At 38.1% G+C, this 22,476-nt stretch carries 20 protein-coding genes and 1 tRNA gene; 10 read left to right on the top strand and 11 right to left on the bottom strand.

The genetic code is table 11. The features are described from left to right. Positions 1–2 precede the first annotated feature (2 nt). Entirely contained in the window at positions 3–1,307 is a 1,305-nt protein-coding gene (locus tag BN990_RS16380) for a glycosyltransferase family 2 protein (RefSeq protein WP_021288778.1), read from the bottom strand. 144 nt (positions 1,308–1,451) lie between these two features. On the opposite strand from BN990_RS16380, the gene BN990_RS21605 reads away from it, so the two are divergent. Beyond that, on the top strand, positions 1,452–1,703 hold the full coding sequence (locus tag BN990_RS21605) for a hypothetical protein (RefSeq protein WP_148530718.1): 252 nt from the start codon (positions 1,452–1,454) through the stop codon (positions 1,701–1,703). A gap of 19 nt (positions 1,704–1,722) precedes the next feature. Further along, on the top strand, positions 1,723–1,926 hold the full coding sequence (locus BN990_RS22050; protein ID WP_074436690.1) for a carcinine hydrolase/isopenicillin-N N-acyltransferase family protein: 204 nt from the start codon (positions 1,723–1,725) through the stop codon (positions 1,924–1,926). Here the strand turns inward: BN990_RS22050 and BN990_RS16370 are convergent. Beyond that, positions 1,917–1,989: transfer RNA gene (locus BN990_RS16370), tRNA-Ala, on the bottom strand. The two genes, BN990_RS22050 and BN990_RS16370, sit on opposite strands and share 10 nt — an antisense overlap. 269 nt (positions 1,990–2,258) lie before the next feature. Between BN990_RS16370 and BN990_RS16365 the strand changes: the two genes are divergently transcribed. After that, positions 2,259–5,942 carry a 5'-nucleotidase C-terminal domain-containing protein gene (locus BN990_RS16365; RefSeq protein WP_038245815.1) on the top strand — a complete coding sequence of 1,228 codons (3,684 nt, stop codon included), beginning with the start codon at positions 2,259–2,261 and terminating at the stop codon, positions 5,940–5,942. A gap of 64 nt (positions 5,943–6,006) precedes the next feature. Here BN990_RS16365 and nadA read toward each other — a convergent pair whose 3' ends face one another. From nadA to nadB, 3 genes are read right to left on the bottom strand one after another with little or no spacing between them, the layout of a single operon-like run. Next, complete coding sequence (nadA, locus tag BN990_RS16360) at positions 6,007–7,128, bottom strand: quinolinate synthase NadA (RefSeq protein ID WP_038245814.1); 1,122 nt, start codon at positions 7,126–7,128, stop codon at positions 6,007–6,009. Continuing rightward, complete coding sequence (gene nadC / locus BN990_RS16355; RefSeq protein ID WP_031334892.1) at positions 7,125–7,976, bottom strand: carboxylating nicotinate-nucleotide diphosphorylase; 852 nt, start codon at positions 7,974–7,976, stop codon at positions 7,125–7,127. Before nadC ends, nadA begins: the two co-directional genes overlap by 4 nt. Further along, on the bottom strand, positions 7,945–9,531 hold the full coding sequence (gene nadB / locus BN990_RS16350; protein WP_021288774.1) for an L-aspartate oxidase: 1,587 nt from the start codon (positions 9,529–9,531) through the stop codon (positions 7,945–7,947). Before nadB ends, nadC begins: the two co-directional genes overlap by 32 nt. Positions 9,532–9,630: 99 nt before the next feature. Between nadB and BN990_RS16345 the strand changes: the two genes are divergently transcribed. The 6 genes from BN990_RS16345 to panF all read left to right on the top strand — a co-directional run bounded on the left by BN990_RS16345 (position 9,631) and on the right by panF (position 15,259). Further along, on the top strand, positions 9,631–10,755 hold the full coding sequence (locus tag BN990_RS16345; RefSeq protein ID WP_038245813.1) for an IscS subfamily cysteine desulfurase: 1,125 nt from the start codon (positions 9,631–9,633) through the stop codon (positions 10,753–10,755). Positions 10,756–10,816: 61 nt separating this feature from the next. Then, the gene (locus BN990_RS16340; protein ID WP_021288772.1) at positions 10,817–11,359 is read left to right on the top strand and encodes a transcription repressor NadR; all 543 of its coding nucleotides are present in this window, start codon (positions 10,817–10,819) and stop codon (positions 11,357–11,359) included. A 139-nt stretch (positions 11,360–11,498) separates the two neighbouring features. Then, positions 11,499–11,642, top strand: a complete 144-nt coding sequence (locus BN990_RS22660; protein WP_021288771.1) for a hypothetical protein — start codon at positions 11,499–11,501, stop codon at positions 11,640–11,642. Positions 11,643–11,899: 257 nt separating this feature from the next. Beyond that, on the top strand, positions 11,900–13,393 hold the full coding sequence (locus BN990_RS16335; protein WP_038245812.1) for a peptide MFS transporter: 1,494 nt from the start codon (positions 11,900–11,902) through the stop codon (positions 13,391–13,393). Positions 13,394–13,556: 163 nt separating this feature from the next. After that, positions 13,557–13,823, top strand: coding sequence for a YhdT family protein (locus tag BN990_RS16330; protein ID WP_038245811.1), 267 nt, complete (start codon positions 13,557–13,559; stop codon positions 13,821–13,823). Further along, positions 13,820–15,259 carry a sodium/pantothenate symporter gene (gene panF, locus BN990_RS16325; RefSeq protein WP_038245810.1) on the top strand — a complete coding sequence of 480 codons (1,440 nt, stop codon included), beginning with the start codon at positions 13,820–13,822 and terminating at the stop codon, positions 15,257–15,259. Before BN990_RS16330 ends, panF begins: the two co-directional genes overlap by 4 nt. A gap of 177 nt (positions 15,260–15,436) precedes the next feature. Here panF and BN990_RS16320 read toward each other — a convergent pair whose 3' ends face one another. From BN990_RS16320 to BN990_RS16295, 6 genes are all read right to left on the bottom strand, one after another. After that, positions 15,437–17,422 carry an acetoacetate--CoA ligase gene (locus BN990_RS16320; RefSeq protein ID WP_038245809.1) on the bottom strand — a complete coding sequence of 662 codons (1,986 nt, stop codon included), beginning with the start codon at positions 17,420–17,422 and terminating at the stop codon, positions 15,437–15,439. A 155-nt stretch (positions 17,423–17,577) separates the two neighbouring features. Next, positions 17,578–18,102, bottom strand: a complete 525-nt coding sequence (locus tag BN990_RS16315; protein WP_021288766.1) for a type 1 glutamine amidotransferase domain-containing protein — start codon at positions 18,100–18,102, stop codon at positions 17,578–17,580. Positions 18,103–18,193: 91 nt separating this feature from the next. After that, positions 18,194–18,604: a DUF3021 domain-containing protein gene (locus BN990_RS16310; RefSeq protein ID WP_021288765.1), complete on the bottom strand. Its 411-nt coding sequence runs from the start codon at positions 18,602–18,604 to the stop codon at positions 18,194–18,196. After that, entirely contained in the window at positions 18,594–19,055 is a 462-nt protein-coding gene (locus BN990_RS16305) for a LytTR family DNA-binding domain-containing protein (RefSeq protein ID WP_021288764.1), read from the bottom strand. The genes BN990_RS16310 and BN990_RS16305 overlap by 11 nt, the downstream gene beginning before the upstream one ends. A gap of 17 nt (positions 19,056–19,072) precedes the next feature. Beyond that, positions 19,073–19,822 (bottom strand): ABC transporter permease, encoded by a 750-nt coding sequence (locus BN990_RS16300; RefSeq protein ID WP_021288763.1) that lies wholly within the window; start codon positions 19,820–19,822, stop codon positions 19,073–19,075. Positions 19,823–19,851: 29 nt separating this feature from the next. Then, the gene (locus tag BN990_RS16295; RefSeq protein ID WP_038245808.1) at positions 19,852–20,751 is read right to left on the bottom strand and encodes an ABC transporter ATP-binding protein; all 900 of its coding nucleotides are present in this window, start codon (positions 20,749–20,751) and stop codon (positions 19,852–19,854) included. Positions 20,752–20,971: 220 nt separating this feature from the next. Here BN990_RS16295 and BN990_RS16290 point away from each other — a divergent pair, with 220 nt between their 5' ends. Further along, positions 20,972–22,462, top strand: coding sequence for a BCCT family transporter (locus tag BN990_RS16290; protein WP_038245807.1), 1,491 nt, complete (start codon positions 20,972–20,974; stop codon positions 22,460–22,462). Positions 22,463–22,476 lie beyond the last annotated feature (14 nt).

Raw genomic sequence — 22,476 nt, 5'->3', positions numbered from 1 at the left:
ATCTATCTATTACTCTTTTTGTTTAGTGTCCTTAAAAATTCTTTCCATTTCCCATTCTCTTTTTTAGTAATGCTCTCTGGATGTTCTCTTACATTATAAATTGTAAAATCCTGATAGCGGAAAGGAGAGGTAGTAAACAGCTGTTTCAATACAGCTACGTCTTCGTAAAGCCGGCCTTCTTCATACTCAATGATTGGAAACCCACCTTGCTTTTTTAACATGGAAGTTCGATATATCCGTGGTCCAAGTGGAAAGCGATAAGCCATTAAATCATGTATATCTTTGATGGTTTTTCCTTGACTAATTCCTTTATAAAGCAAATTATTGTCTCGTTGCTTCCATCTACGAAAATTGCCGTACAATACACCAATTTCTTGCGGTAAAGTCATTAAATACGTTGTAATGATTGATACAGCATCTGGGTCAAGCCAATCATCTGCATCCAACTCTAAGATAAATTCACTAGAAACATAGGGTAACAGCTTATTTAATGCTTTTGCTTTCCCTTCATTTTTTTTATGAAGTAACTGGATCTTGTATTGTTTTTCCCACCGTAATAATTGCTGATAGGATCGATCTGTAGAACCATCATCTATAACAAGAATTTGTTCAAAGGGTTCCGTTTGCCAATGACATGATGCAACCGCATTTGCTACATAACCCTGCATATTATAATTTGCCAACATTACGGATAATGAGGGTTTATTAGTCGAAGAAGTTATCGCATTGGATTGGTGTTTTTGTACGAATCTTTCCTTTTCAAGGCTCGTTGCAGAACGATTCCTCCTGGCTTGTTTCAAGCAATCCTTCTTACTTATTTTATGGGTTTCTTCTAACAAGGACAGCCATATTGGTAATAACCCTTCTTTAAAAGGGGTGCTTATTACTGAGAATTTGGTTTGTTGCTGCATATAAGCGGTGCAAACGAATAAGGGCATTTGAATAGGTATATTGTTAGACGTAACGTAATTGGTTGCTAAGACAAATACTGCATCTGGTAGCTGGATAAATTCTGAATTTACATTTGGAGAAAGACACATTGAATCTTGTAGAAACAGCACATAACTACTAGCTAATTGGTTTATTGTTTGGTCTATGCACTCTCCAGCGTTAACATCATTCACTGTTATTAAGGTAATTGGAAACGAATAAGAAGGCATGTTACTTTCTTTTATGGAAGTACTGTTGGAATCGATCATTACAACAATGGAAGTAATTCTTGCATTTAGACGATGTAAAGACTGAAGGGATTTATGAAATGCTACACGATCAGATGGCCACATAATAATGACAGTTATATCCTTCAATATGGTACCTCCTCTATGCAAGGCTTAATTACGATAGCATATGTATTTGAAATGAGAAATGTTGATGTTTAGAGAGGGAAAAACGATTATCATGTCGAAAGTAAGAATGAATGTTCATGTTTAGCAAAGGGAGATGAAATGCAATTGGAGGAAATACAGGTTGATGTACTACAAATTAGAGGAACTTCATTTAGGAATGGGTACATACAGGGCAAGCAATTAAACCGTGAATTAATGCACACCTTCTCGATAATGGAGGAGAATGACAGAAACGTAGAAGCAGTAATACCAATTTACCAAGAGTTGGCACCACATTTGGTAGATGAACTTCATGGGTTGGCAGACGGGTTAGCCAACCCATTTTTTAAAAGCGGCAACATTATTTGGTGGATATAATATTCCGAAGATCAAAGGAATGGGCTGTTCTTCTGTAATAAATCGAGACTTTGCTGTACGTAATTACGAATTCTCCCCTAAGTTATATGATAAACGTTTGGTGTTAATCCAGCCAGAAGAAGGATTTGCAAGTATTGGCCATAGCCTTCACGTGATTGGGCGACATGAAGGAGTTAATCAAGGTTCTCATGTTTGCTTTTTACATGAAGCAGATGGAGCATAGCGGGCTCGAACCGCTGACCTCTTCGCTGCCAGCGAAGCGCTCTCCCAACTGAGCTAATGCCCCGTACATAAAAATTATAGTGAATGATCTTTGTTTTTGCAAGCCTATATGAGTAAATTTCTGTCGCCTTCTTTCATTGATAAACTGTTATCGGTTTAAATGTAGATCTTAGATCTTTTTTCCTAATTTAATAAATTAGTGGTACTATTGGTTTGAATTTACCAAAAATTTACTAATCTATTATAGATTATACATGTATGTTATGCGATAGTAAAAGTGTGTCATGTCGACGTAACATGACAACAAACTACTAAATCCTGAGGAGGTTGCAGATGCGAAAATTACGGGTGAAGCAGTGTTTTTCCTTATTACTTATCTTTACGCTTATTGTAATGAATTTTTCACCAGTATCACGTACATCAGTAGCTGCGGCAGACAACACAGAGACGGCAGATAAGTTGTTTATTTCAGAGTATATAGAAGGAAGCTCCTATAATAAGGCAATTGAAATTTACAATGGTACAGGGGCGGAGGTAGATTTAGGCAATTATCAATTGGCACTTTATAGTAATGGGGCGGAGGATGCTAGTAAAACATTGAATCTTGAAGGGACATTAGCACAAGATGAAGTGTATGTGCTTGCACATACAAATGCTGATGAATCCATTTTAGAAGTCGCTGATCAAACGAATACAACGGTTATTAATTTTAATGGAAATGACGCAATTGCTTTACAGAAGAACGAGAACAACATCGATATACTGGGTACGGTTGGGGATGATAGTAACTATGCAAAAGATATGACGATTGTCAGAAAGCCTTCCATAAATATGTCAAATACAACCTATGATGTGGCAGAATGGACAGAGCATAACCACGATTATTTTGAAAATCTTGGTGTCCATACCATCGATGAAAACAATCCTGGTGATCCAGGAGAACCCGACCCAGAGGATCCTAATGTTTCTACTATTGAAGAGGCTAGACAGTTTGATGATGGTACAACGGTATCAGTAGAAGGGACTGTCACGGTGAATTCAGCTGCTATTAGTAACGGCACCCAATTTACAACGTACATACAAGACGTTACTGGCGGTATTAATCTATTTGCCTATGAACAAGGTGAATTACCAGAGCTTGCAAAGGGAGATAAAGTAAAAATTGTTGGTGAATTGGCCACATACAATGGATTAAAAGAGGTAGTCCCTACTAGTATACAGGTATTGGAGTCCGATCAACCATTACCAGAGGTACAAGAAGTTAGTTTAGAAGATTTACAAAATGAGGAGACAGCAGAGTCACTTGAAGGGGAACGTGTTCGTGTAAATGGGTATCTATCTAGTATTCCAGATAGTCCTGCTGGTGGTGGATACAATGTATCATTTATTGATAGTGATTATAATGGTACGACGCTCCGTATTATGGAAAATGCCTTAGATATAGCACAAGTGGAGGAAGATGCATGGTACAACGTTACAGGGATTGTAAGTCAATACAATAATTATCAGGTTATTCCCACAGAGCAAGCAGATTTTGAGGTGGCGGCGGAACAACCAGATCCACCATCCGCCTCAGGAGAATATGAAACAACCGTTGAAGCGGTAACGGATGGAGATACCATCCGTATTGCAGATCCTGTACTCGGTGAAACAAGGGTTCGATTTGTCAATATGGATACACCGGAAACGTATGCCGCACATAATGAGGATCCAGCAAGAGGTGAAATCAATCAAAACCAAAAGTATCATGGGGATGCAGCTACAAGTTATATCAATGAGTTAATTCAGTCTGGTGATGAAATTATTGTTAAGCTTAGCGATACACCTACAGATGACTATGGTAGATTGCTAGCAGAGATCATTCGAAAAGAAGATGGCATGAATATTAATCTAGAAATGGTAAGACAGGGATATGCATCGACTTATTTTATAGCTCCTTTTAATGACGAAGTGTACCCAGAGTACCAACATGCGGTTAAGCAAGCAAAAGATAGGGGGTTAGGTATTTGGAATGCTGAAAACCCTCTAATGGAATTACCATTTGTGTTCCGTGCAAACGATGATCAAAAAGGATTTCAACGATATGTAGGTAACTCGGATACTAAGGAGTATGTTGTTCCAGATAATTGGGCAGATGTTCCTGTTGAGAAGCGTGTGTTTTTCTCAAGCCCGGAGGAAGCAGAATCCTATGGATATTCTCCAGCAGAGGAAACAGCCGATGAAAATTTACAGGTACAATTATTAGGAGTGAATGATCTTCACGGAAAGATAGATCAGGAATATGAATTAGATCCAGATGGTGATGGCACATTGGCCATGTATGGTCGCTCCGATTATTTAGCTTCTGCGATCAAACAAAGAGATCAGGAACACGAGAACGCTTTAGTTGTACATTCAGGTGATATGATTGGTGGAAGTTCACCAGTTTCTGGTTTATTGCAGGATGAGCCTACAGTTGAAATTATGGAAGAAATTGGATTCGATGTAGGTACGGTCGGTAATCATGAATTTGATGAAGGTACGGACGAATTATTGCGTATGGTCGATGGTGGGGAGCACCCGGATGGTACACCTGATTATGATGGCATGGACTTTCCGAATCTTTGTGCTAATTGTGTATACAAGGGTAGTGGTGATCCGATATTACCCCCTTATTATGTGGAAGAAGTTGATGGTGTAGAGATTGGTTTTGTTGGTGTGACTACGGAAGAGACGGCGAATATCGTCATGCCTGAAGGTATTCAAGATATTGAGTTTACAGATCCTACAGCTGCAGTGAATGATGCGGTTGCTGAATTACAAAGTCAAGGAGTAGAATCGATTGTTATTTTGGCTCACATTCCTGCTGAGCAAGATGGGGATGGGGCAACAGGAGAAGCTGCAGATTTAGCAAATAATGTGGATGATGCGGTTGATGTGATTCTTGCAGCGCATAACCATCAAGTGGTTGATAGTGTGGTAGATAATAAGTTAATCGTTCAAGCCTCTGAATATGGAAAGGCATTTGCGGACATTGATTTGGAAATTGACCGAGAAACAGGAGATATTATCCAAAAAGAAGCAGAAATTGTCTTTGTGAAACAAAGTGATTATCAGCCAGACGACAAGGTTGCAGCTATTCTAGAAAAATATCAAAATCAAATCGGACCAATTTTGGATGAAGTGATTGGCTATAATGCTACGGATTTAACAGGTGATTATATTGTCGATGGTGATCATGGATTAGGTAATTTGCTTGCAGATGGAATGAAATGGTCAATGGATAGCGATTTTGCCATGATGAATGGTGGAGGTATTCGAGACGATCTCCTTGCAGGTGAAGTGACGTGGGGAGACCTATATAATATACAGCCATTTGGAAATACTTTAATGACAGTGGAAGTTACAGGTGAAGATATCTATACGATCCTAAATGAACAGATTTCTCCTGAATATGGACCTGATTATAGTGTGAGTGGATTATATTATACATGGAACCCGTCCTTAAATCAGGTCGTTAACGTAAGTTTTCCTGATGGTACGTTAATTGATAGAGAAGAGGTATATACCCTAACGGTAAATAATTTTATGGCAACGTCTGAGGGACCGATCAAGGATCTGGGACAGAACCCAGTCACCGGACCAGCGGATATTGATGCCACGGTTGATTTCGTAGAAAGTTTAAATAGTACAGCTGACAATCCATTTGAATATGCTTCAGAAGGCAGGATAACGGAAACCGATGAAGAACCAGGTGATCCAGGCGGCACTCCTGAAGTAGAAATAGAACCAAAGCATGATTTTGGGATAGCAACAGTCTATACAAGAGATTTGTTAGATATCGAGAATGGGGCACGTGTAACAATTGATATCGAGAATGGTTGGAGTTATCGTTTTGTCTTTTTACACAAAAGGCAAGTAGATGTTTTAAAGGAAAAAGAAGTGACCTTGGTCATTACAAATGGATTGGGGTCAAGAACGTTTGATATGACGGACTACGAGAGACGATGTCTATTTGCTGGTGTAAGAAACCGTTGATAGGAAAGCAAAAGCAAAACCTTGCCTAAGCATACCATAACTCAGGCAAGGTTTTTTCATTTATTTATAATGAATGGAACATGCGGTGAAGTGCAAGGGCAGCATTGGTTGATACATCTTGGGACACTTTGATTTGATTGACTGGTTTGCCGCTGATAATGGACTCAAGGCACCAAAGGAGGTGGACCAAATCAATCCTATTCATCGTTAGACAAGGGCACATATGTGGATTCAAAGATATAATTTGTTTATCGGGATGCTGATCAATCAGTCTTTGGACAAGATTCATCTCTGTACCAATTGCCCAAGCAGTACCAGGATTTGCTTGTTCGATGGTACGAATAATATGATTGGTACTCCCATTATAATCAGATGCGTCAACTACTTCTTTCCGACATTCTGGATGTACAATGATATTCATACTTGGATCGTTTTTACGTACATCTTCAACATTTGATAATGTAAAATTCTCATGAACGGAACAATGCCCCTTCCATAAAATGGCTTTAATTCTTTCTACGTCCCCTTCAAAAAGAAGTTCGTTGTTGATTGGATCCCAGATCGCCATCTCATCTAGCCCAATACCAATATCTGAGGCAGTATTTCTACCTAAATGTTGGTCTGGTAAAAATAGAATTCTTTCTTTTTGGGAAAAGGCCCAATTCACCATGTTATGCGCATTCGATGATGTCACCGTAGCACCGCCGTGCTTTCCAACAAACGATTTAATCGCTGCTGTAGAATTAACATAGGTTAAGGGTACAATGCTATCTCCAAATATAGTTTGTAAGGATGACCAGGCTCTCTCCGTTTGGTATATATCTGCCATATCTGCCATCGAGCAACCTGCGCGCATATCAGGTAAAAGCACGTTCTGATCGTTGTTCGTTAATATATCTGCTGTTTCTGCCATGAAATGTACCCCACAAAAAACAATATAGGTTGCCTTGGAGTTTTCAACAGACACTTGAGCTAGTTGAAGCGAGTCTCCCACGGCATCTGCAAATTGAATAACTTCATCTTTTTGATAATGGTGTCCTGGTATAAATAATGAATCTCCTAATGTTTGTTTGATTTCTTGGACGCGTTGTTCCATTTCTTCTTTCGTTAAATGAAGGTATTTATCATCAATCGTATGTAATGAACCTGTTAGCTCTTCAAGTAACCCATTTTTATTTCCTCCTATTTTGCCATTTGATTTTCCGCACGTACCTGTGCACTAATATCCAGTCCCGATGCAGAATGTGTCAAATATCCCAATGAAATAAAATCAACACCACTCGTAGCATAATTATAAAGCTGATCCATTGTTATTCCACCAGAAGCTTCTGTAGTAATATTGTTAGGGACATGATGTATCCATTGTTTAATTGTTTGCGGGGAACAGTTATCAAACATAATAATATCTACATTGTTTGCAGCTGCCTCAACTAATTGATCCTCGGTTTCAATTTCAACTTCGATTTTGATCGTGTGACCTAGACCGTTTTTTAAATTTCGAATAGCATTTGTGATCGACCCGGCGTAGGCAATGTGATTATCCTTTATCATCACTGCGTCAGCTAAACTAAGTCTATGATTAAAACCGCCACCGCATCTGACGGCATGTTTTTCAAGCATTCGTAGTCCAGGTGTTGTCTTTCTAGTGTCACAAATTCTCGCTTCTGTACCAGTTATTACATCCACGGCGTGAGCAGTTAAAGTAGCGATTCCACTCATACGCTGTATAAGATTAAGTACCACTCGTTCAGCCTGAAGTAAATCCTTTATCGGGCCATGTATACGAGCAATTTCCGTTCCTTCAACTACCTTGTCACCATTTTTTACAAATAGTTGGGAATGGACCATTGGATTAATGATAGGAACCCCTCTGTTAATGATTTCTTCCCCACAAAAAATGCCTGGACTTTTTGCGATCAGTTGCATTTCTCCCATTTGTTTACTGTCAAATAAATACTGTGTAGTAATATCGCCGTCACCAATATCCTCTATGAAAAAGGATTCAAGCATAGATTTCAATTTGATGTTGTTTATCATAGGTTATCCTCGCTCTATTATTTTCTTGATTATGCATGATTCGTTTTTTGTACCAATTTATTTGATCCTTATTTGGAAAATCAGATCGAATATGAGCTCCGCGACTTTCCGTTCGAAGCAGCGAAGATTCGGTCATTAATACAGCATGAATCCACATAAAATAAGTTTCAATGTCTGATCTGCTCTTATGGTCAATTGCTTGAAATGGAGTCAAAGCAAATCTATTCAACCAATTTAATTGTTTGGTTAAGCCGTTTTGATTACGAATAATACCAACATGACGCATCATGGTATCCTGTAACGCTTCTTTGGTAAATGGAAGCTGGATTAGTGGAGACTGGTTCTTTTCAATAGGGTCGAAATCTAATGTAGTATCTTTCTTGGTGCTTAGTAACAATGCCGCTAATCGATTCCCATATACGAGTCCTTCGAGCAGTGAATTACTTGCTAATCGATTCGCTCCATGTACCCCGCTGCATGCTACTTCACCAATAGCATAAAGCCCTTTTTTAGTGGTGCATCCCCACTTATCGACCATAATTCCGCCCATCATGAAATGGGACCCTGGTGTAACAGGAATTCTGCATTTATGTATATCAATGTGATTATCAAGACACATAGCTGCTATGGAAGGGAACTGGTCTTGAAAATTTGTTATTGGCGAAATATCCAAATATATTTTTCTACCAGACTGTAATTGTTTATAGATTTCATAAGCTACAATATGCCTTGGCCCTAAGTCTTGGAGTGGGTGAATATCGGTCATTATTTTTTCTCCATCTTCATTAACAAGCTTTGCTCCTGCTCCTCTAATTGCCTCAGATATTAATCCGATTGTTTTCCCATTTACAGTAAGGATAGTGGGATGGAATTGAAAAAATTCCAGGTCGGTAATATGCGCTCCAGCCCGATAGGCTAAGGCGATCCCATCTCCTACTATGGAGGGGTGATTGGAGGTACGCGTAAATAGTCCTCCGGCACCTCCCGTGGCTAATACAACATGAGAAGCAAAGTATGTTTTACACTGATCCTGCTTGTTCTTTGTTTTCACACCGATGCAGTTCCCGCTACGGTTTAACATTAAATCAATAACCATTTCATTTTGAACCCATTCAATCGTTGATGAAGCGGCAATTGCATCCATGATAAAACCAGTTATTTTTCTACCTGTCTGATCACCACCTGAATGCAATATTCGTGGTTTGCTATGTGCACCTTCTATACCTAAATCATACGTTCCCTCCCTCGTTATATCGAAGGGGGCACCAGCATGAATGAATCGTTCCACGGCTTGTTTTCCTTCTTGAACAAGAGCTGTTACCGCTTGTTCATTTCCGTGCCAATCACCTGCGATCATGGTATCCAGAAAATGATGCTGCGTATGGTCATCTTTAGAGATAGCAGCTGCAATTCCACCTTGGGCTAAATATGAATTATTAGCTGTTAATTGATTTTTTGTGATAATCATCACATGCAAATGTTGATGAAGGTTATACGCTAATTGCAAAGCTGCAATTCCGCTTCCGATGATAATCACATCTGTTTTAGGCACTTTTGCACCTCCTGATATTACAATTGTCTTGACACATATCATTACATATAATTACGATAAATACAAGCGTTTTTTCTGAAAAAGGTGGGAGGGATATTGTTGAAGTACTTTGACTTTGCTGCGACAACTCCGATAGATCCAGAAGTGTTATCCATATATCAAGAAGTGGCACGTGATTATTGGGGGAATACCAGTAGTTTGCATGATACAGGAACAAATGCGAAACAAATCCTAGAAAGTTGCCGAGAAAAACTGGGTGCTGTATTACAAGTTCCAGCACAAGGGATTTATTTTACGTCAAGTGGGACGGAGGCTAATCAACTAGCGATTACTTCATTAGCTTTCAGCCAAGGTCATAAAGGAAAACATATTATAACGTCAATGGCAGAGCATCCTTCCGTTGGTTCTAGCCTGGATTTTTTAAAGGATTTTGGTTACACCATTACGAAATTACCTTTTAACCAGAGCGGACAAGTAGATATACATGATTTCAATGAAGCGATTCAAACAGACACAGTATTAATTACAATTAGCCATGTTAATAATGAAATAGGCTCTATCCAACCCATTGAAGCTATTTATCAACGAATTAAAGATAGGCAAATTCTTCTTCATAGTGATTGTATTCAATCTTTTGGCAAAATGGAGATGCAGCCCATCAGTTCACTGGTTAACAGTATGTCGATATCTGCCCATAAAATCTATGGACCTAAAGGAGTAGGGGCTGTTTACATTCAGCCTGATATTCCAGTAAAGGGGTTATTTCCTAATCAAACACATGAACATGGTTTCCGGGGGGGGACGGTTAATACCCCCGGTATCGCCGCCTTTGTAGGAGCAGCATTAAAAGCTTCTCATGTTGAACGGGAGAAAGTAATGGCGTTACGAAATTTGTTTATAACTCAATTAACAAAGGAAATGGATCACATATTTCGAATTGTGGAAGCACCATTTAATTGGCAAAACCCCTATGTATTAGGGGTTATAGTGAAAGGCTTGGAGGGTCAATGGGTTATGTTAGAGTGTAACCGCAGAGGATTTGCGATCTCTACAGGGAGTGCCTGTGGTCAGTCAGTTCATTTGAAAGCAAATACATTATTGGCGATGGGATATTCCCAAGAGGAACAGAAGGAATTTATCCGAATTTCTTTTGGGAGAAATACAAAAGGTGAAGATGTAAAAGCGTTAGCGAATACTTTAAAAGAAATAGCACAAAGCGTATAATAAGAACTGAAATTGGATGATTACGTCTTTAATATCGCAATTAATCTTGGACGGTGATGGAATGAGTGGGAAGCAGAAGCTCCTTGGTGAAGAAAGAAGAAAAGCTATTTTAGATCTATTGAGAAAAGAAGATAAGCCAATAAAGGGTGGGCAATTAGCAGAATTAACGAATGTAAGTCGACAAGTCATTGTAAATGATATTACCTTGCTGAAAGCTAAAAATGAGCCGATTATGGCAACCAGTCAAGGTTATCTTTATATTTCACATTCTGCTCCAGCTGGTGCCGAACGAATCGTTGCTTGTCAACATCCTCCGATGCGAACAGAAGAAGAATTGAATTTACTTGTGGACCATGGTTTAACAGTCAAAGACGTCACAATTGAACACAGTGTTTATGGAGATTTAACAGCGTCTATTATGGTAGCAAATCGGGTTGAGGTAGCAAATTTCATCGAAAAAATCACATCAACTGGTGCGTCATATTTATCGGAACTAACGGAGGGAGTACATCTCCATACCTTAGTAGGTGTTAATGAAAATCAGTTAGATAAGGCAGAGGAAGCGTTAAAGAAAGCTGGATTTCTAATCCAAACAAATGAGTAACAGGAGGCTAAAGAAAGGTTCGGTATAGACAATAATCTTTATTTATCATATTATATATGAATCATCTCATACACTAGATAAAGTGGTAGTTACAGCCGCTTTGGATGGGGTGAAGGTGTAAAACAAAGGAGGAAATACCATGCATATGCACATCATTCGCTGGGTGATTGTTGGAGTTGCAGTAAATGCGGTAACATTAATGCTGTTATTTGCAAATATCGAAGGATTAAAAGGACTTCTCGAATTTATGACCGAGTTTAGTAAGTATTCGAATAAGTCATAATATGGTAATGTCTTCCTAAATCGACGATGAATCTGTTATGAAAAATCTCTTTATTAGGAAGGAGATAAGTTGTGCTTCTCCTTCAAAATAAAGAGATTTTTTACTTTTTAAATACTAAATAATGTAATAATTAAGAAATACTTCTCAATATTTTCTAAATTATGACGTTTGACGTATGACTTTAATAGGAGTAACATATTTTTGTCGAAAAAAATAATTTTCAGTTTATTCTGAAGGAAGAAAAGGAGTTTAACAACATGTCAACACATAGCAAAGAAGAAATTGTGCGAAGTGTCCCACAAAAGGGATTTTTTGGACATCCGAAAGGCCTATTCACACTTTTCTTCACAGAATTTTGGGAACGTTTTTCCTATTATGGAATGCGTGCACTTTTACTTTATTATATGTATACAGAGGTTGCGAGTGGTGGTTTAGGAATTGATGATGGCACTGCTAAATCAATTATGGCAATATATGGCTCCCTCGTTTATATGTCTGGTATTATTGGAGGATGGATTGCTGACCGCCTGTTAGGAACACAACAAACAGTGTTTTACGGTGGGGTACTAATTATGGCAGGTCATATTGTATTAGCGCTTCCTGCTGGAACCACTGGACTATTTATTTCAATGTTCCTTATCGTCGTTGGTACAGGCTTATTAAAACCAAATGTATCAAGTGTAGTGGGCGATCTGTACAGCCCTAGAGATGTACGTCGTGATTCTGGATTTAGTATTTTTTATATGGGTATTAATATGGGAGCTTTAATTGCGCCATTGGTTGTTGGTACATTAGGACAAGAATTTAACTATCATTTAGGTTTTGGTGTAGCAGCAATTGGTATGCTTCTTGGATTAATTGTATTTGTTGTTACTAAGAAAAAATATCTTGGCCTTGCTGGAACCTATGTACCGAATCCACTTGAACAAGATGAAAAGAAAAAGGTATACAGTCGTATTGGCATCGGCGCACTTATTGTTGTTATCCTTGGTGCAATAACAATACCAACAGGTATATTGACAATTAATGGCTTTACCTATTTAGTAAGTATATTAGGAATACTAATTCCGACCATTTACTTTATCGTGATGTATCGTAGTCCTAAAACTACTGCAGATGAGAAATCACGATTGGTTGCATATATTCCATTGTTTATTGCTGCTATCATGTTTTGGGCTATTCAAGAACAAGGTTCTATCATTTTAGCTGAATATGCAGATAAACGTACGGAACTTAGCTTTCTAGGTCTTGAATTGCAATCATCATGGTTCCAATCTCTTAATCCGTTATTTATTGTAATATTAGCTCCAATATTTGCAGGATTTTGGATGAAGCTTGGTGAGCGTCAGCCATCCACACCGAAAAAATTCTCCATTGGTTTACTATTTGCAGGTTTATCCTTCTTAGTCATGATTATTCCTGCAACAATAAATGGAACTGATAGCTTAGTAAGTCCAATTTGGCTGGTACTCAGCTTCTTACTTGTTGTAATTGGGGAGCTATGCTTATCACCCGTTGGTTTATCTGCAACAACAAAACTTGCTCCACAAGCGTTTTCCGCGCAAACAATGAGTTTATGGTTCTTATCAAACGCATCTGCTCAAGCAATTAATGCGCAGATTGTAAAACTATACACACCAGAAACAGAGGTCATTTACTTTGGAGTAATTGGTGGGGTTGCAATCCTACTTGGATTTATGCTGTATTTACTTTCTAAAAAAATTCAACACTTCATGAAAGGTGTTCGCTAATTAATCTGGATAAAAATCGGCAATTCTAATGAGTTGTCGATTTTTTAATTATCCGTATTCATATAATTAGAGTCACGCACATCTTCTGTTGGTAGGCTTTCTAATTTTACATAAAATAACGGATTAAGGTATATTGGTTTTAAGTAATTACGGGGGTGAGTTTTTGAAAAAGGATACTGTGAAAATCGCCAATCGAGAGGCACTAATTGGTGTTGGTTTGGTTGTTTTTCATTTTATTTGTTGGTTTGCGTTTGCCTACGGCTTAGGAAGTAAAGACATCAGCGAGTATACATATATCATTGGCTTACCAGCCTGGTTCTTTTATAGCTGTGTTGTAGGTTTTATTGTTATAGCGGTGTTAGTCACAATTGTAGTCAAGAAATTTTTTGTCGTTATTTCATTTGATGATGAGGAGAAGGAAACAGAATGAATTGGGAATCTCTACTACCGTTAATCGCAATCTTAATTATTATTTTTGGTGTTGGTATTTGGGCTGGAGGTTATTTAAAGGGATCTACCAACTTTGTTCAAGATTATTTTTTGGGTGGTCGTAGTCTTGGCGGGTTTGTCCTGGCAATGACAATGACAGCAACATATGGAAGTGCAAGTAGTTTTATTGGCGGGCCTGGAACAGCATATAATGAAGGGCTTGGCTGGGTACTGTTAGCGATGTCGCAAGTTGCAACAGGTTATATTGTGTTGATGATTTTAGGTAAGAAGTTTGCGATTATAACACGTAAGTATAAGGCATTAACAATGGTTGATTTTTTGAAGCAGCGTTATCAATCCAAGTGGGTCGTTATCTTTTCGGCGGTTAGTATTATCGTTTTTCTTTTTTCAGCAATGGCAGCGCAGTGGATTGGTGGTGCAAGATTAATAGAATCCTTAATTGGAATTGATTACACATCTGCGCTATTTATATTCGCTGTTTCTGTGCTGATTTATGTTACTGTCGGTGGTTTTCGTGCGGTTGCTTTGACGGATGCGATTCAAGGAAGCATTATGTTTATAGGGACGTTTATATTACTTATCGCTGTGATTATAGCTGGTGGCGGTATTCCACAAATTATAGCAGATTTAACAGCGGAAAATCCTAATTTAATTACTCCATATGGATCAGACGGACAGTTAACTCCAGCCTATGTATCCTCTTTTTGGATACTGGTCGGTGTTGGGGTAGTAGCATTACCACAAATTGCTGTACGGGCGATGTCTTATAAAAACGCACAATCAATGCATCGGGCTATTATTATTGGGACAATTGTCGTTGGTGTTATCATGTTAAATATGCATTTAATAGGGGTATTTGCTCGGCCTATTTTACCTGGAATCGAAGTTGGCGATCGTGTTATGCCTTTAATTGCATTAGAAGTCATGCCAAATTGGTTAGCAGGAATTGTCCTGGCAGCTCCCATGGCAGCAATCATGTCTACGGTTGATTCGCTATTATTATTAGTGAGTTCGACCATTCTAAAAGATGTCTATCTTAACTATGTAAGGCCAAATGCGTCTGACCAAACGGTTAAACGATTAAGTATAGGGATAACCGCATTACTAGGTATAATCGTATTTATTATGGCATTAAATCCACCGGATTTAATTATCTGGCTGAATTTATTTGCATTTGGTGGGCTAGAGGCTGCTTTTATTTGGCCAATTGTATTAGGTTTATATTGGAAGAAAGGGAATAAGTATGGAGCCTTGTCTTCTATGTTTACTGGCGTAGCTTTATATATTGTATCCGATCGTTTCTTTCCACAACCATTTGGACTCCATTCGGTCGTGTTACCCGTTATTATTTCGTTCATCGTCTACGTGGGGATAAGTATAGTGACACAGAAGCGGACGGATGCATCGATCAGATAAGGAAAAGCGTCAGGCTTGCTCTGGTAGGTTCTAAGCCACAACCTCTTTGTAAACACTTGCTTAAAAAGAGACTTTCTCATAAAATGGAAAGTCTCTTTTTGGTAAGAAGGTATGCTATTCAATCAGTCTTATTTGAGAAAAGGGAAGCAGACAACTCTACAAGTTTAGAGTACTAAATTAGACTTTTAAGTGGTTTGCAAATTCAAGAAATGCATCTAAGGACGCTTCATTACTTAATGAGCCTTTATTAACAACTTGATCCAATGGCTTTCCCATTAAAAGTTTTTTAACAGGGATTTCAAGTTTCTTTCCATTTAGTGTCTTAGGTAGATCAGGAACTTGATAGATTTCTGTCGGTACATGGCGAGGGGAACAGTGTGTGCGAATTTGCTGTTTAATGATCTGCTTAATTTCTGAAGTTAACTCCTGTTCTTCTTTCATGACGACAAACAAAGGTACAAATGAGTCCCCATTGCGAGCTGGGATATCAACAATTAAACTATCAGCCACCGATTGCACGTGGTCGACAGCACGATAGATTTCACTAGTACCAATACGAACTCCACCACGATTAATTGTTGCATCAGAACGTCCATAAATGACACAGGTATTTCTTTCAGTAATCTTAATATAATCCCCGTGACACCATATGCTAGAAAATACATCGAAATAACTGTCACGTAGTCTGGTTCCGTCTTCGTCATTCCAAAAGTATATGGGCATGGAAGGAAATGGTTCTGTCAACACGAGCTCTCCAACCTCTTCAATCTGTGATTTTCCATGCGCATTAAAACTTTCAATTTTTGCACCAAGCCCGCGACATTGGAGTTCACCAGCGTAAACTGGTAAAGTAGGTACACCTAGAATAAAAGCAGTGCAAACGTCAGTACCACCACTAGCTGAAGCTATCCATAAATCATCTTTCACGTTCTCATAGCACCATTGAAAACCTTCTGGAGGTAGCGGAGAACCAGTGGAACTTATATTATATAAGTGGCTTAAGTCGAATTGCTCTTTTGGCTCCAATTCCTCTTTCATACAAGCAGTAATATAACTAGCACTTGTTCCAAGCACGGTCATCTTTGTTTCCTCAGCTAATTGCCATAATTTATTTTTAGATGGATAACTAGGGTTTCCATCATATAGAATGATCGCACTGCCAGTTAGTAAACCACCAATAAGGAAGTTCCACATCATCCAACCGGTCGTTGTAAACCAAAAGAAACGATCTGTTTCATCTAAATCCACATGGAAGCTCAACGCTTTTAAATGTTCAAGTAGAATTCCGCCCTGACTTTGCACAATTGGTTTTGGCTTGCCTGTTGTACCAGAAGAGAATAATACCCATAACGGATCATTAAATGCAACATATTCAAACGTTAATGTTTGTGCTTGCTCCTGCTTGATTACTTGGTCCCAATAGGTGACAGCAGAGAGTTTTTTAAAGGTTGCATGTTCATCTAAATAAGGGATTGCAATCGTTGCTTCTAAAGAAGGGAGACTTGATTGAATCTTTGCCGCAACTTCCGTACGATCAAAATTTTTTCCACCATAGCGGTACCCATCAACAGTGATCAGGAGTTTTGGTTCGATTTGTTGGAAACGATCAATTACACTTTGTGTACCAAAATCAGGAGATGCACTAGACCAAATAGCTCCAAGACTCGCTGTTGCTAGAAACGATACAACTGCTTCATATATATTCGGAATATAACCAACAACCCGATCTCCCTTGTTAATTCCTAGTTCTTTTAAGGTTTGCTGCATCGCAACGGTATCTTGGTATAGTTTTTGCCAGGATACTTCTTCCGTTGTACGGTTCTCAGATGTATGAATAATAGCAGGTCGAGTAGAGGTAGCACGATTTCGAAAGATATGCTCTGTATAGTTTATTGTTGCTTCTGGAAACCATTTAGCTCCGGGCATTTGATGCGAAGTTAATATCGTATGGTATGAATCCTTCGCTTGGATATCAAAATATTCCCAAATGCTGGACCAAAACGATTCCACATTATTTACCGACCATTTCCAGAGGGAGTGGTAGTCTTGAAATTCAAGATTCTTATGCTGTTTTAACCAACGCATGTAGTGATAAATTTGGGTAGATTGCTTTCTTGCTTCGCTCGGCTCCCAAAGTAAGTCTCCTTCGTGTACTAGTTTCATCTCGTTCCCTCCTGTAGTATCGAATAATTCTATTATATGTAACCGCTTTCCTTGTGTAAAGTTACTATTTGGTATAAGAAGGCCAAGCCTCCGATGGTAATCGTAGGCTTGGGATATATTTACTCTGATGAACGATGGATAGCTTTGTAGGTTTATTACTGCTTTGATAGTATATCAGAAAATGTTTTCATGTACACTGGTAAATCAGGTGGTCTCCGACTTGAAATTAAATGTCCGTCTACAACGACAGGCTTATCGACCCATGTTGCACCTGCATTTGTCATATCATCTTTAATTCCTGGTGTACTTGTAACTTGCTTGTTCTGAAGAATGTCAGCAGAAATAAGCACCCAACCAGCATGACAAATTTGGCCGATCGGCTTTTTGTCTTTATTCATTGATTGTACAAGTTGAATCACTTCTGGATAGCGTCTTAATTTGTCAGGTGCCCAGCCACCTGGCACTAATATTGCATGATAATCAGTAGCACTTACGTCAGCTAAAGCATAATCGGATTCAGCTGGAACACCGTATTTGCCGTAGTATATTTGGTTAGCTGTTTTTCCAACAAAATCAACTTGGGCTCCTTCTTCGCGTAGACGTAAAACAGGATACCATAGTTCAAGATCCTCAAAATCTTGTTCAACTAATGCTATCACCTTTTTTCCTTCTAATCGCATATTCAACCTCCGTCTCTACATCTTTTATATATGTTAGTTTATCAAACTTGAAAGAGAGGAGGGAAGTAGAATGATTGCATCGCTTTTCCCTTTATCTTTTTTTATCAAGGTATTCATTCATAGAGGATGCTAACCGTTTGGCAAAAAACTGTGCACCTGCCCAAAAAAGAATGTAAGCGGAGATAAATAATAATGCACCGATTAGAAAAGAAAGTGGTTGAAATGGCAGCCAGTCAACCGCAAAAGCAATGATAAAATAAACGGTAATCGAAAGTGAAAAATGTATTATTGTCCGCTTCAATGGACTCCATTTATCAAATTCATATAGGAAAGAGGAAAGTCCGAAGTACGTACCAATTAAGAGATTTCCTAGCATATACTTCCAAACTTCAGCTATGGAAGCTTCTGCATCCCCAATTACCATGCCTGTTAAGGCAATAAATGTAAAGATTGCTCCAATTGCAATGCCAATGATTGAGCGTTTTAGTATTTCAACGATCATAGAAATCGCCACCTGTCGCTAATTTCTTTTTAATTGAAGTAGCATATTTTCGTGTAATGTATTCTTTATTCCCCGAATGGAAGTAAACACATAAGTTTCCATTGAAAGAAAGTTCAAAACACTGAATATTATTTAGATTCCCGATCACTGACTTAGAGAACCTCATGAAGTGTTGTGGAAGAAGCAGTTCTTCTATTTCATAGAGCTTCATCTTGATTTCAATTCGTTGATTGTGGAGAGCGGCAAAGATTTTTCGTTTCTCTGCATAAATATAATCGATTTCCTTAGGGTTTAGGATGATAGTCTGGTCAGCATCTACACCGAATAAGCGAGCTTGCTTCTTATTGTTAATGTAACGAATGATTTCTTCCAATTCATCTGTCCATTTTTGAGTTTGAATGGTTATTGAGGTTTCTTCGTACTGATCATCGATATCGATGTTTACTTTCATTTGAATTCCTCCAATAGCTAACCTTTCGCTTGCTTTAGAAAATAAGGATAACGTAAGAGTGCAGTAATAAAGCCAGCGGCTCCAAAAGCAAAAAGAATAGAAAGTACCATAATGAATTGCCGCCATTCAAGTGTGCCATCCATAGCACCTCGTAATCCTTGATGTGCCCAATATTGTGGCATCAATTTGCCAATGATTTGGAAAATGGTCGGCATCATATCCATAGGTACCCATAATCCACTTAGTAGTGCGCCACCTAAGGCAATAATTTGGGTAATGGCTAACCCCATATTATTTGTTTTAACTAGTAGAGCCAAAGCCAAGCCAAGACCGGTTACTGTAAATGTTAAACAAATGGAGATGATACTAATAAACAGCGGTTGTTCTAGCGGTATAGTATATACTGCTTTTCCGAATAGAAATAAAATCGTAATTTGGATGAGTACAATAACGAAATATGGCATCCATTTACCTAATAAATAAGCGTAAGAAGGAGCAGGTGTACTGGAAATACGAGCAGCAATTCCATTGTCACGATCCTTTATAAAAGTAGCTGTCATTGTAATTAGAATAAAAAACACAAACATAACTACATACCCAGGAACAATAGAGAGTATAACTTGTTGTTTGATTTCCTCAGCTGCTTTTGCAGTGAAGATAGAAATAAATAATACGGTGAAAATAATGGGGAGAATTAGCATCCAAAATATTAATCCTCTATCTTGAAGATTTTTAATGGTTTCCATGTGAAATAAAGCAGAAGTCATTGCTTATTCCTCCTTCTAGTTTAGCATATTTAATCACGTAGCTGACTCCCTGTTAATGAAAAAAACGTATCCTCTAAACGTGGTTTTAGTAACTCTAATTGTTCAGGGAGAATGTTGTTTGTATGGCAATGTTGGATAATGCTTTCCATAGTTGAAAGTGGATGGTTTGTAGTAATGATATATCCGCCATGTTTGTTTGTAACTCGACCAATCAAGGAGGCATGATCAGGTAAACACGTGTCTCCTTTTATAAATACTGATGGGCTTGCATAAGCGTTTGCTAATTCTTGTATCGTGGCACTTTTTATGATGTTCCCATGATCAATAAAAACTGCTTCATCACAAATTTCTTCAATTTCTTCCATATAATGACTTGCATAGATAATGAGTGTATGCTGTTGTTTTAATTCATGAATGAGTTGAAAGATGAACTGTCTAGATTGTGGATCAATACCGACAGTTGGTTCATCCATGATTAGTATAGAAGGCTGGTGAAGGAGTGCACATCCGATGTTTAATCGGCGTTTCATTCCTCCCGAAAAAGTAAAAACTTTCTCTTTTGCTCGTTCCGTTAAACCAATTAACTGCAACACCTGATAAATACTTGATTTTAACTGTTTTCCTTTAAGGCCGTATAATTTTCCAAAGAATAATAAATTTTGATAAGCGGATACGGTTTCTTCAAGACTTAATTCCTGTGGTATATAACCGATGAGGCCTTTGTGTTTTTTACTGAGTGATTCATTGTTAATGAGAACCTTCCCATCATCTGGTTGATTAATCGATGCTAAAATCTTTAGTAATGATGACTTTCCAGCGCCATTTGGACCAATTAATCCGTAGCATTTTCCTATTTCCATTTGTAATGATACGTCTTGCAATGCTTGAATTTTTTTGTGTTTTTTCTTAATATGTTTAATTGTCAGCAAAATCTTCCCCTCCTAATAAACCGTTGATACTATTATTACAAGGAAGCATCTGGATGTAAGCAAACATGGAATAACATACAGTTATTCCCGCCTTACATGATAAAAATGGTGAATAAGGGGAAATTAGTTATCATGTCAGATTCGGTTTGATAATATGCCGTATAGGGTATAAGTATGGCTGTACATAGGTGGAAAAGTAAAAAACAGAAGAGGTGTACGAATGAAAAGTGTAACGAATGTATTTTGGTATTCTTTAGCATTATGTATTATCGTAGTTCTCTGGGGATCAATCGCTCCGAAAAAACTAGAGGGTTTTACAGCAGATGTCACTGCTTTTATTTCTGAACATTTTGGTTGGTATTATTTAATAGTAGTTATGCTTATGTTGTTATTTTGTATTTATCTTATCTTTTCTCGTTATGGAAAAATTAAGTTAGGGAAAGAGAATGACAAGCCAGAATTTAGTTTATTGTCTTGGTTCGCTATGTTATTCAGTGCTGGAATGGGAATGGGTTTAGTATTCTGGACAACAGCCGAGCCTATTTCTCATGCATTTATTAGTTCTCCAAGTGCTGAACTAGGGTCGGAACAAGCAATTAAAGATGGTTTGAAATTTTCGTTTTTTCACTGGGGGGTACATGCGTGGGCAGTATACGGAATTGTAGCATTAGTATTAGCGTATTTTAAATTTCATAAGGAGACACCTGGGCTAATCAGTGCAACATTAGTTCCATTATTTGGGAAAAACAGCATGCAAGGGTTTCCTGGAAAGTTAATTGATACTTTGGCTGTATTTGCAACGATCGTTGGTGTTGCAGCAACTCTAGGATTTGGTTCTGCGCAAATAAGTGGTGGACTATCCTTTTTATTTGGTACACCAGGTACTTTTGCAATGCAATTACTGGTATTAGTGATTACTACTATTCTTTTTATAGGGTCTGCCTGGTCCGGAATAGGTAGAGGAATCAAATATTTAAGTAATATTAATATGGGATTAGCAGTTGTATTATTGCTTCTATTATTCTTGGCAGGCCCAACACTCTACATTCTTAATATGTTTACTAATACATTGGGGAGTTATTTATCTGATTTCTTTGATATGAGCTTACGCATGGCTCCTCAAGATGGCGATAAACGAGCTTGGATTGATAGTTGGACAATATTCTATTGGGCTTGGTGGATATCATGGGCACCATTTGTTGGTATTTTTATCGCTCGTATTTCAAAAGGAAGAACAGTGAAAGAATTTATGCTTGGTGTATTAATTGTTCCAGCAATCGTTTGTTTTGTTTTCTTCGCAGTATTTGGTGTTTCTGCTTTACATTTAGAGCAGAATGGGATCGCAAAAATATCCGAGTTTGCATTAGAAACATCTACTTTTGGCGTATTAAATGAATATCCATTAGGAATGCTGATGTCAATCATTACATTTTTTGTAGTTGCAATATTCTTTATAACATCAGCTGATTCTGCAACCTTCGTATTAGGAATGCTGAGTACTGGAGGAACGCTTAATCCACAAAATTCAGTTAAAATTTTGTGGGGGTTCATGCAATCAGCAGTTGCTGCCATTATTGTTTACTTTGGTGGAACACAAGGATTGCAAAATATGCTGATTATTGCAGCGCTGCCTTTCTCTGTGGTAATCATCCTCATGGGTGCTGCATTTTTTAAATCTGCTCATGCAGAACACGGTCCACGAAAAAAATAAAATAAAACCCAAGT

The organism is Virgibacillus salexigens (assembly GCF_000723585.1).
Classification (GTDB): Bacteria; Bacillota; Bacilli; order Bacillales; family Amphibacillaceae; genus Virgibacillus; species Virgibacillus salexigens.
The sequence above is the reverse complement of the archived record's forward strand: the minus strand, read 5'-3'. Positions and strand labels throughout refer to the sequence as shown.

Coding starts and splice junctions, on each gene's coding strand:
- BN990_RS22050 (WP_074436690.1), top strand. CDS start 1,723: ATGGGCTGTTCTTCTGTAATAAATCGAGACTTTGCTGTACGTAATTAC.
- BN990_RS16365 (WP_038245815.1), top strand. CDS start 2,259: ATGCGAAAATTACGGGTGAAGCAGTGTTTTTCCTTATTACTTATCTTT.
- BN990_RS16340 (WP_021288772.1), top strand. CDS start 10,817: ATGAGTGGGAAGCAGAAGCTCCTTGGTGAAGAAAGAAGAAAAGCTATT.
- BN990_RS22660 (WP_021288771.1), top strand. CDS start 11,499: ATGCATATGCACATCATTCGCTGGGTGATTGTTGGAGTTGCAGTAAAT.
- BN990_RS16335 (WP_038245812.1), top strand. CDS start 11,900: ATGTCAACACATAGCAAAGAAGAAATTGTGCGAAGTGTCCCACAAAAG.
- panF (WP_038245810.1), top strand. CDS start 13,820: ATGAATTGGGAATCTCTACTACCGTTAATCGCAATCTTAATTATTATT.
- BN990_RS16320 (WP_038245809.1), bottom strand. CDS start 17,422: ATGAAACTAGTACACGAAGGAGACTTACTTTGGGAGCCGAGCGAAGCA.
- BN990_RS16315 (WP_021288766.1), bottom strand. CDS start 18,102: ATGCGATTAGAAGGAAAAAAGGTGATAGCATTAGTTGAACAAGATTTT.
- BN990_RS16310 (WP_021288765.1), bottom strand. CDS start 18,604: ATGATCGTTGAAATACTAAAACGCTCAATCATTGGCATTGCAATTGGA.
- BN990_RS16305 (WP_021288764.1), bottom strand. CDS start 19,055: ATGAAAGTAAACATCGATATCGATGATCAGTACGAAGAAACCTCAATA.
- BN990_RS16300 (WP_021288763.1), bottom strand. CDS start 19,822: ATGACTTCTGCTTTATTTCACATGGAAACCATTAAAAATCTTCAAGAT.
- BN990_RS16290 (WP_038245807.1), top strand. CDS start 20,972: ATGAAAAGTGTAACGAATGTATTTTGGTATTCTTTAGCATTATGTATT.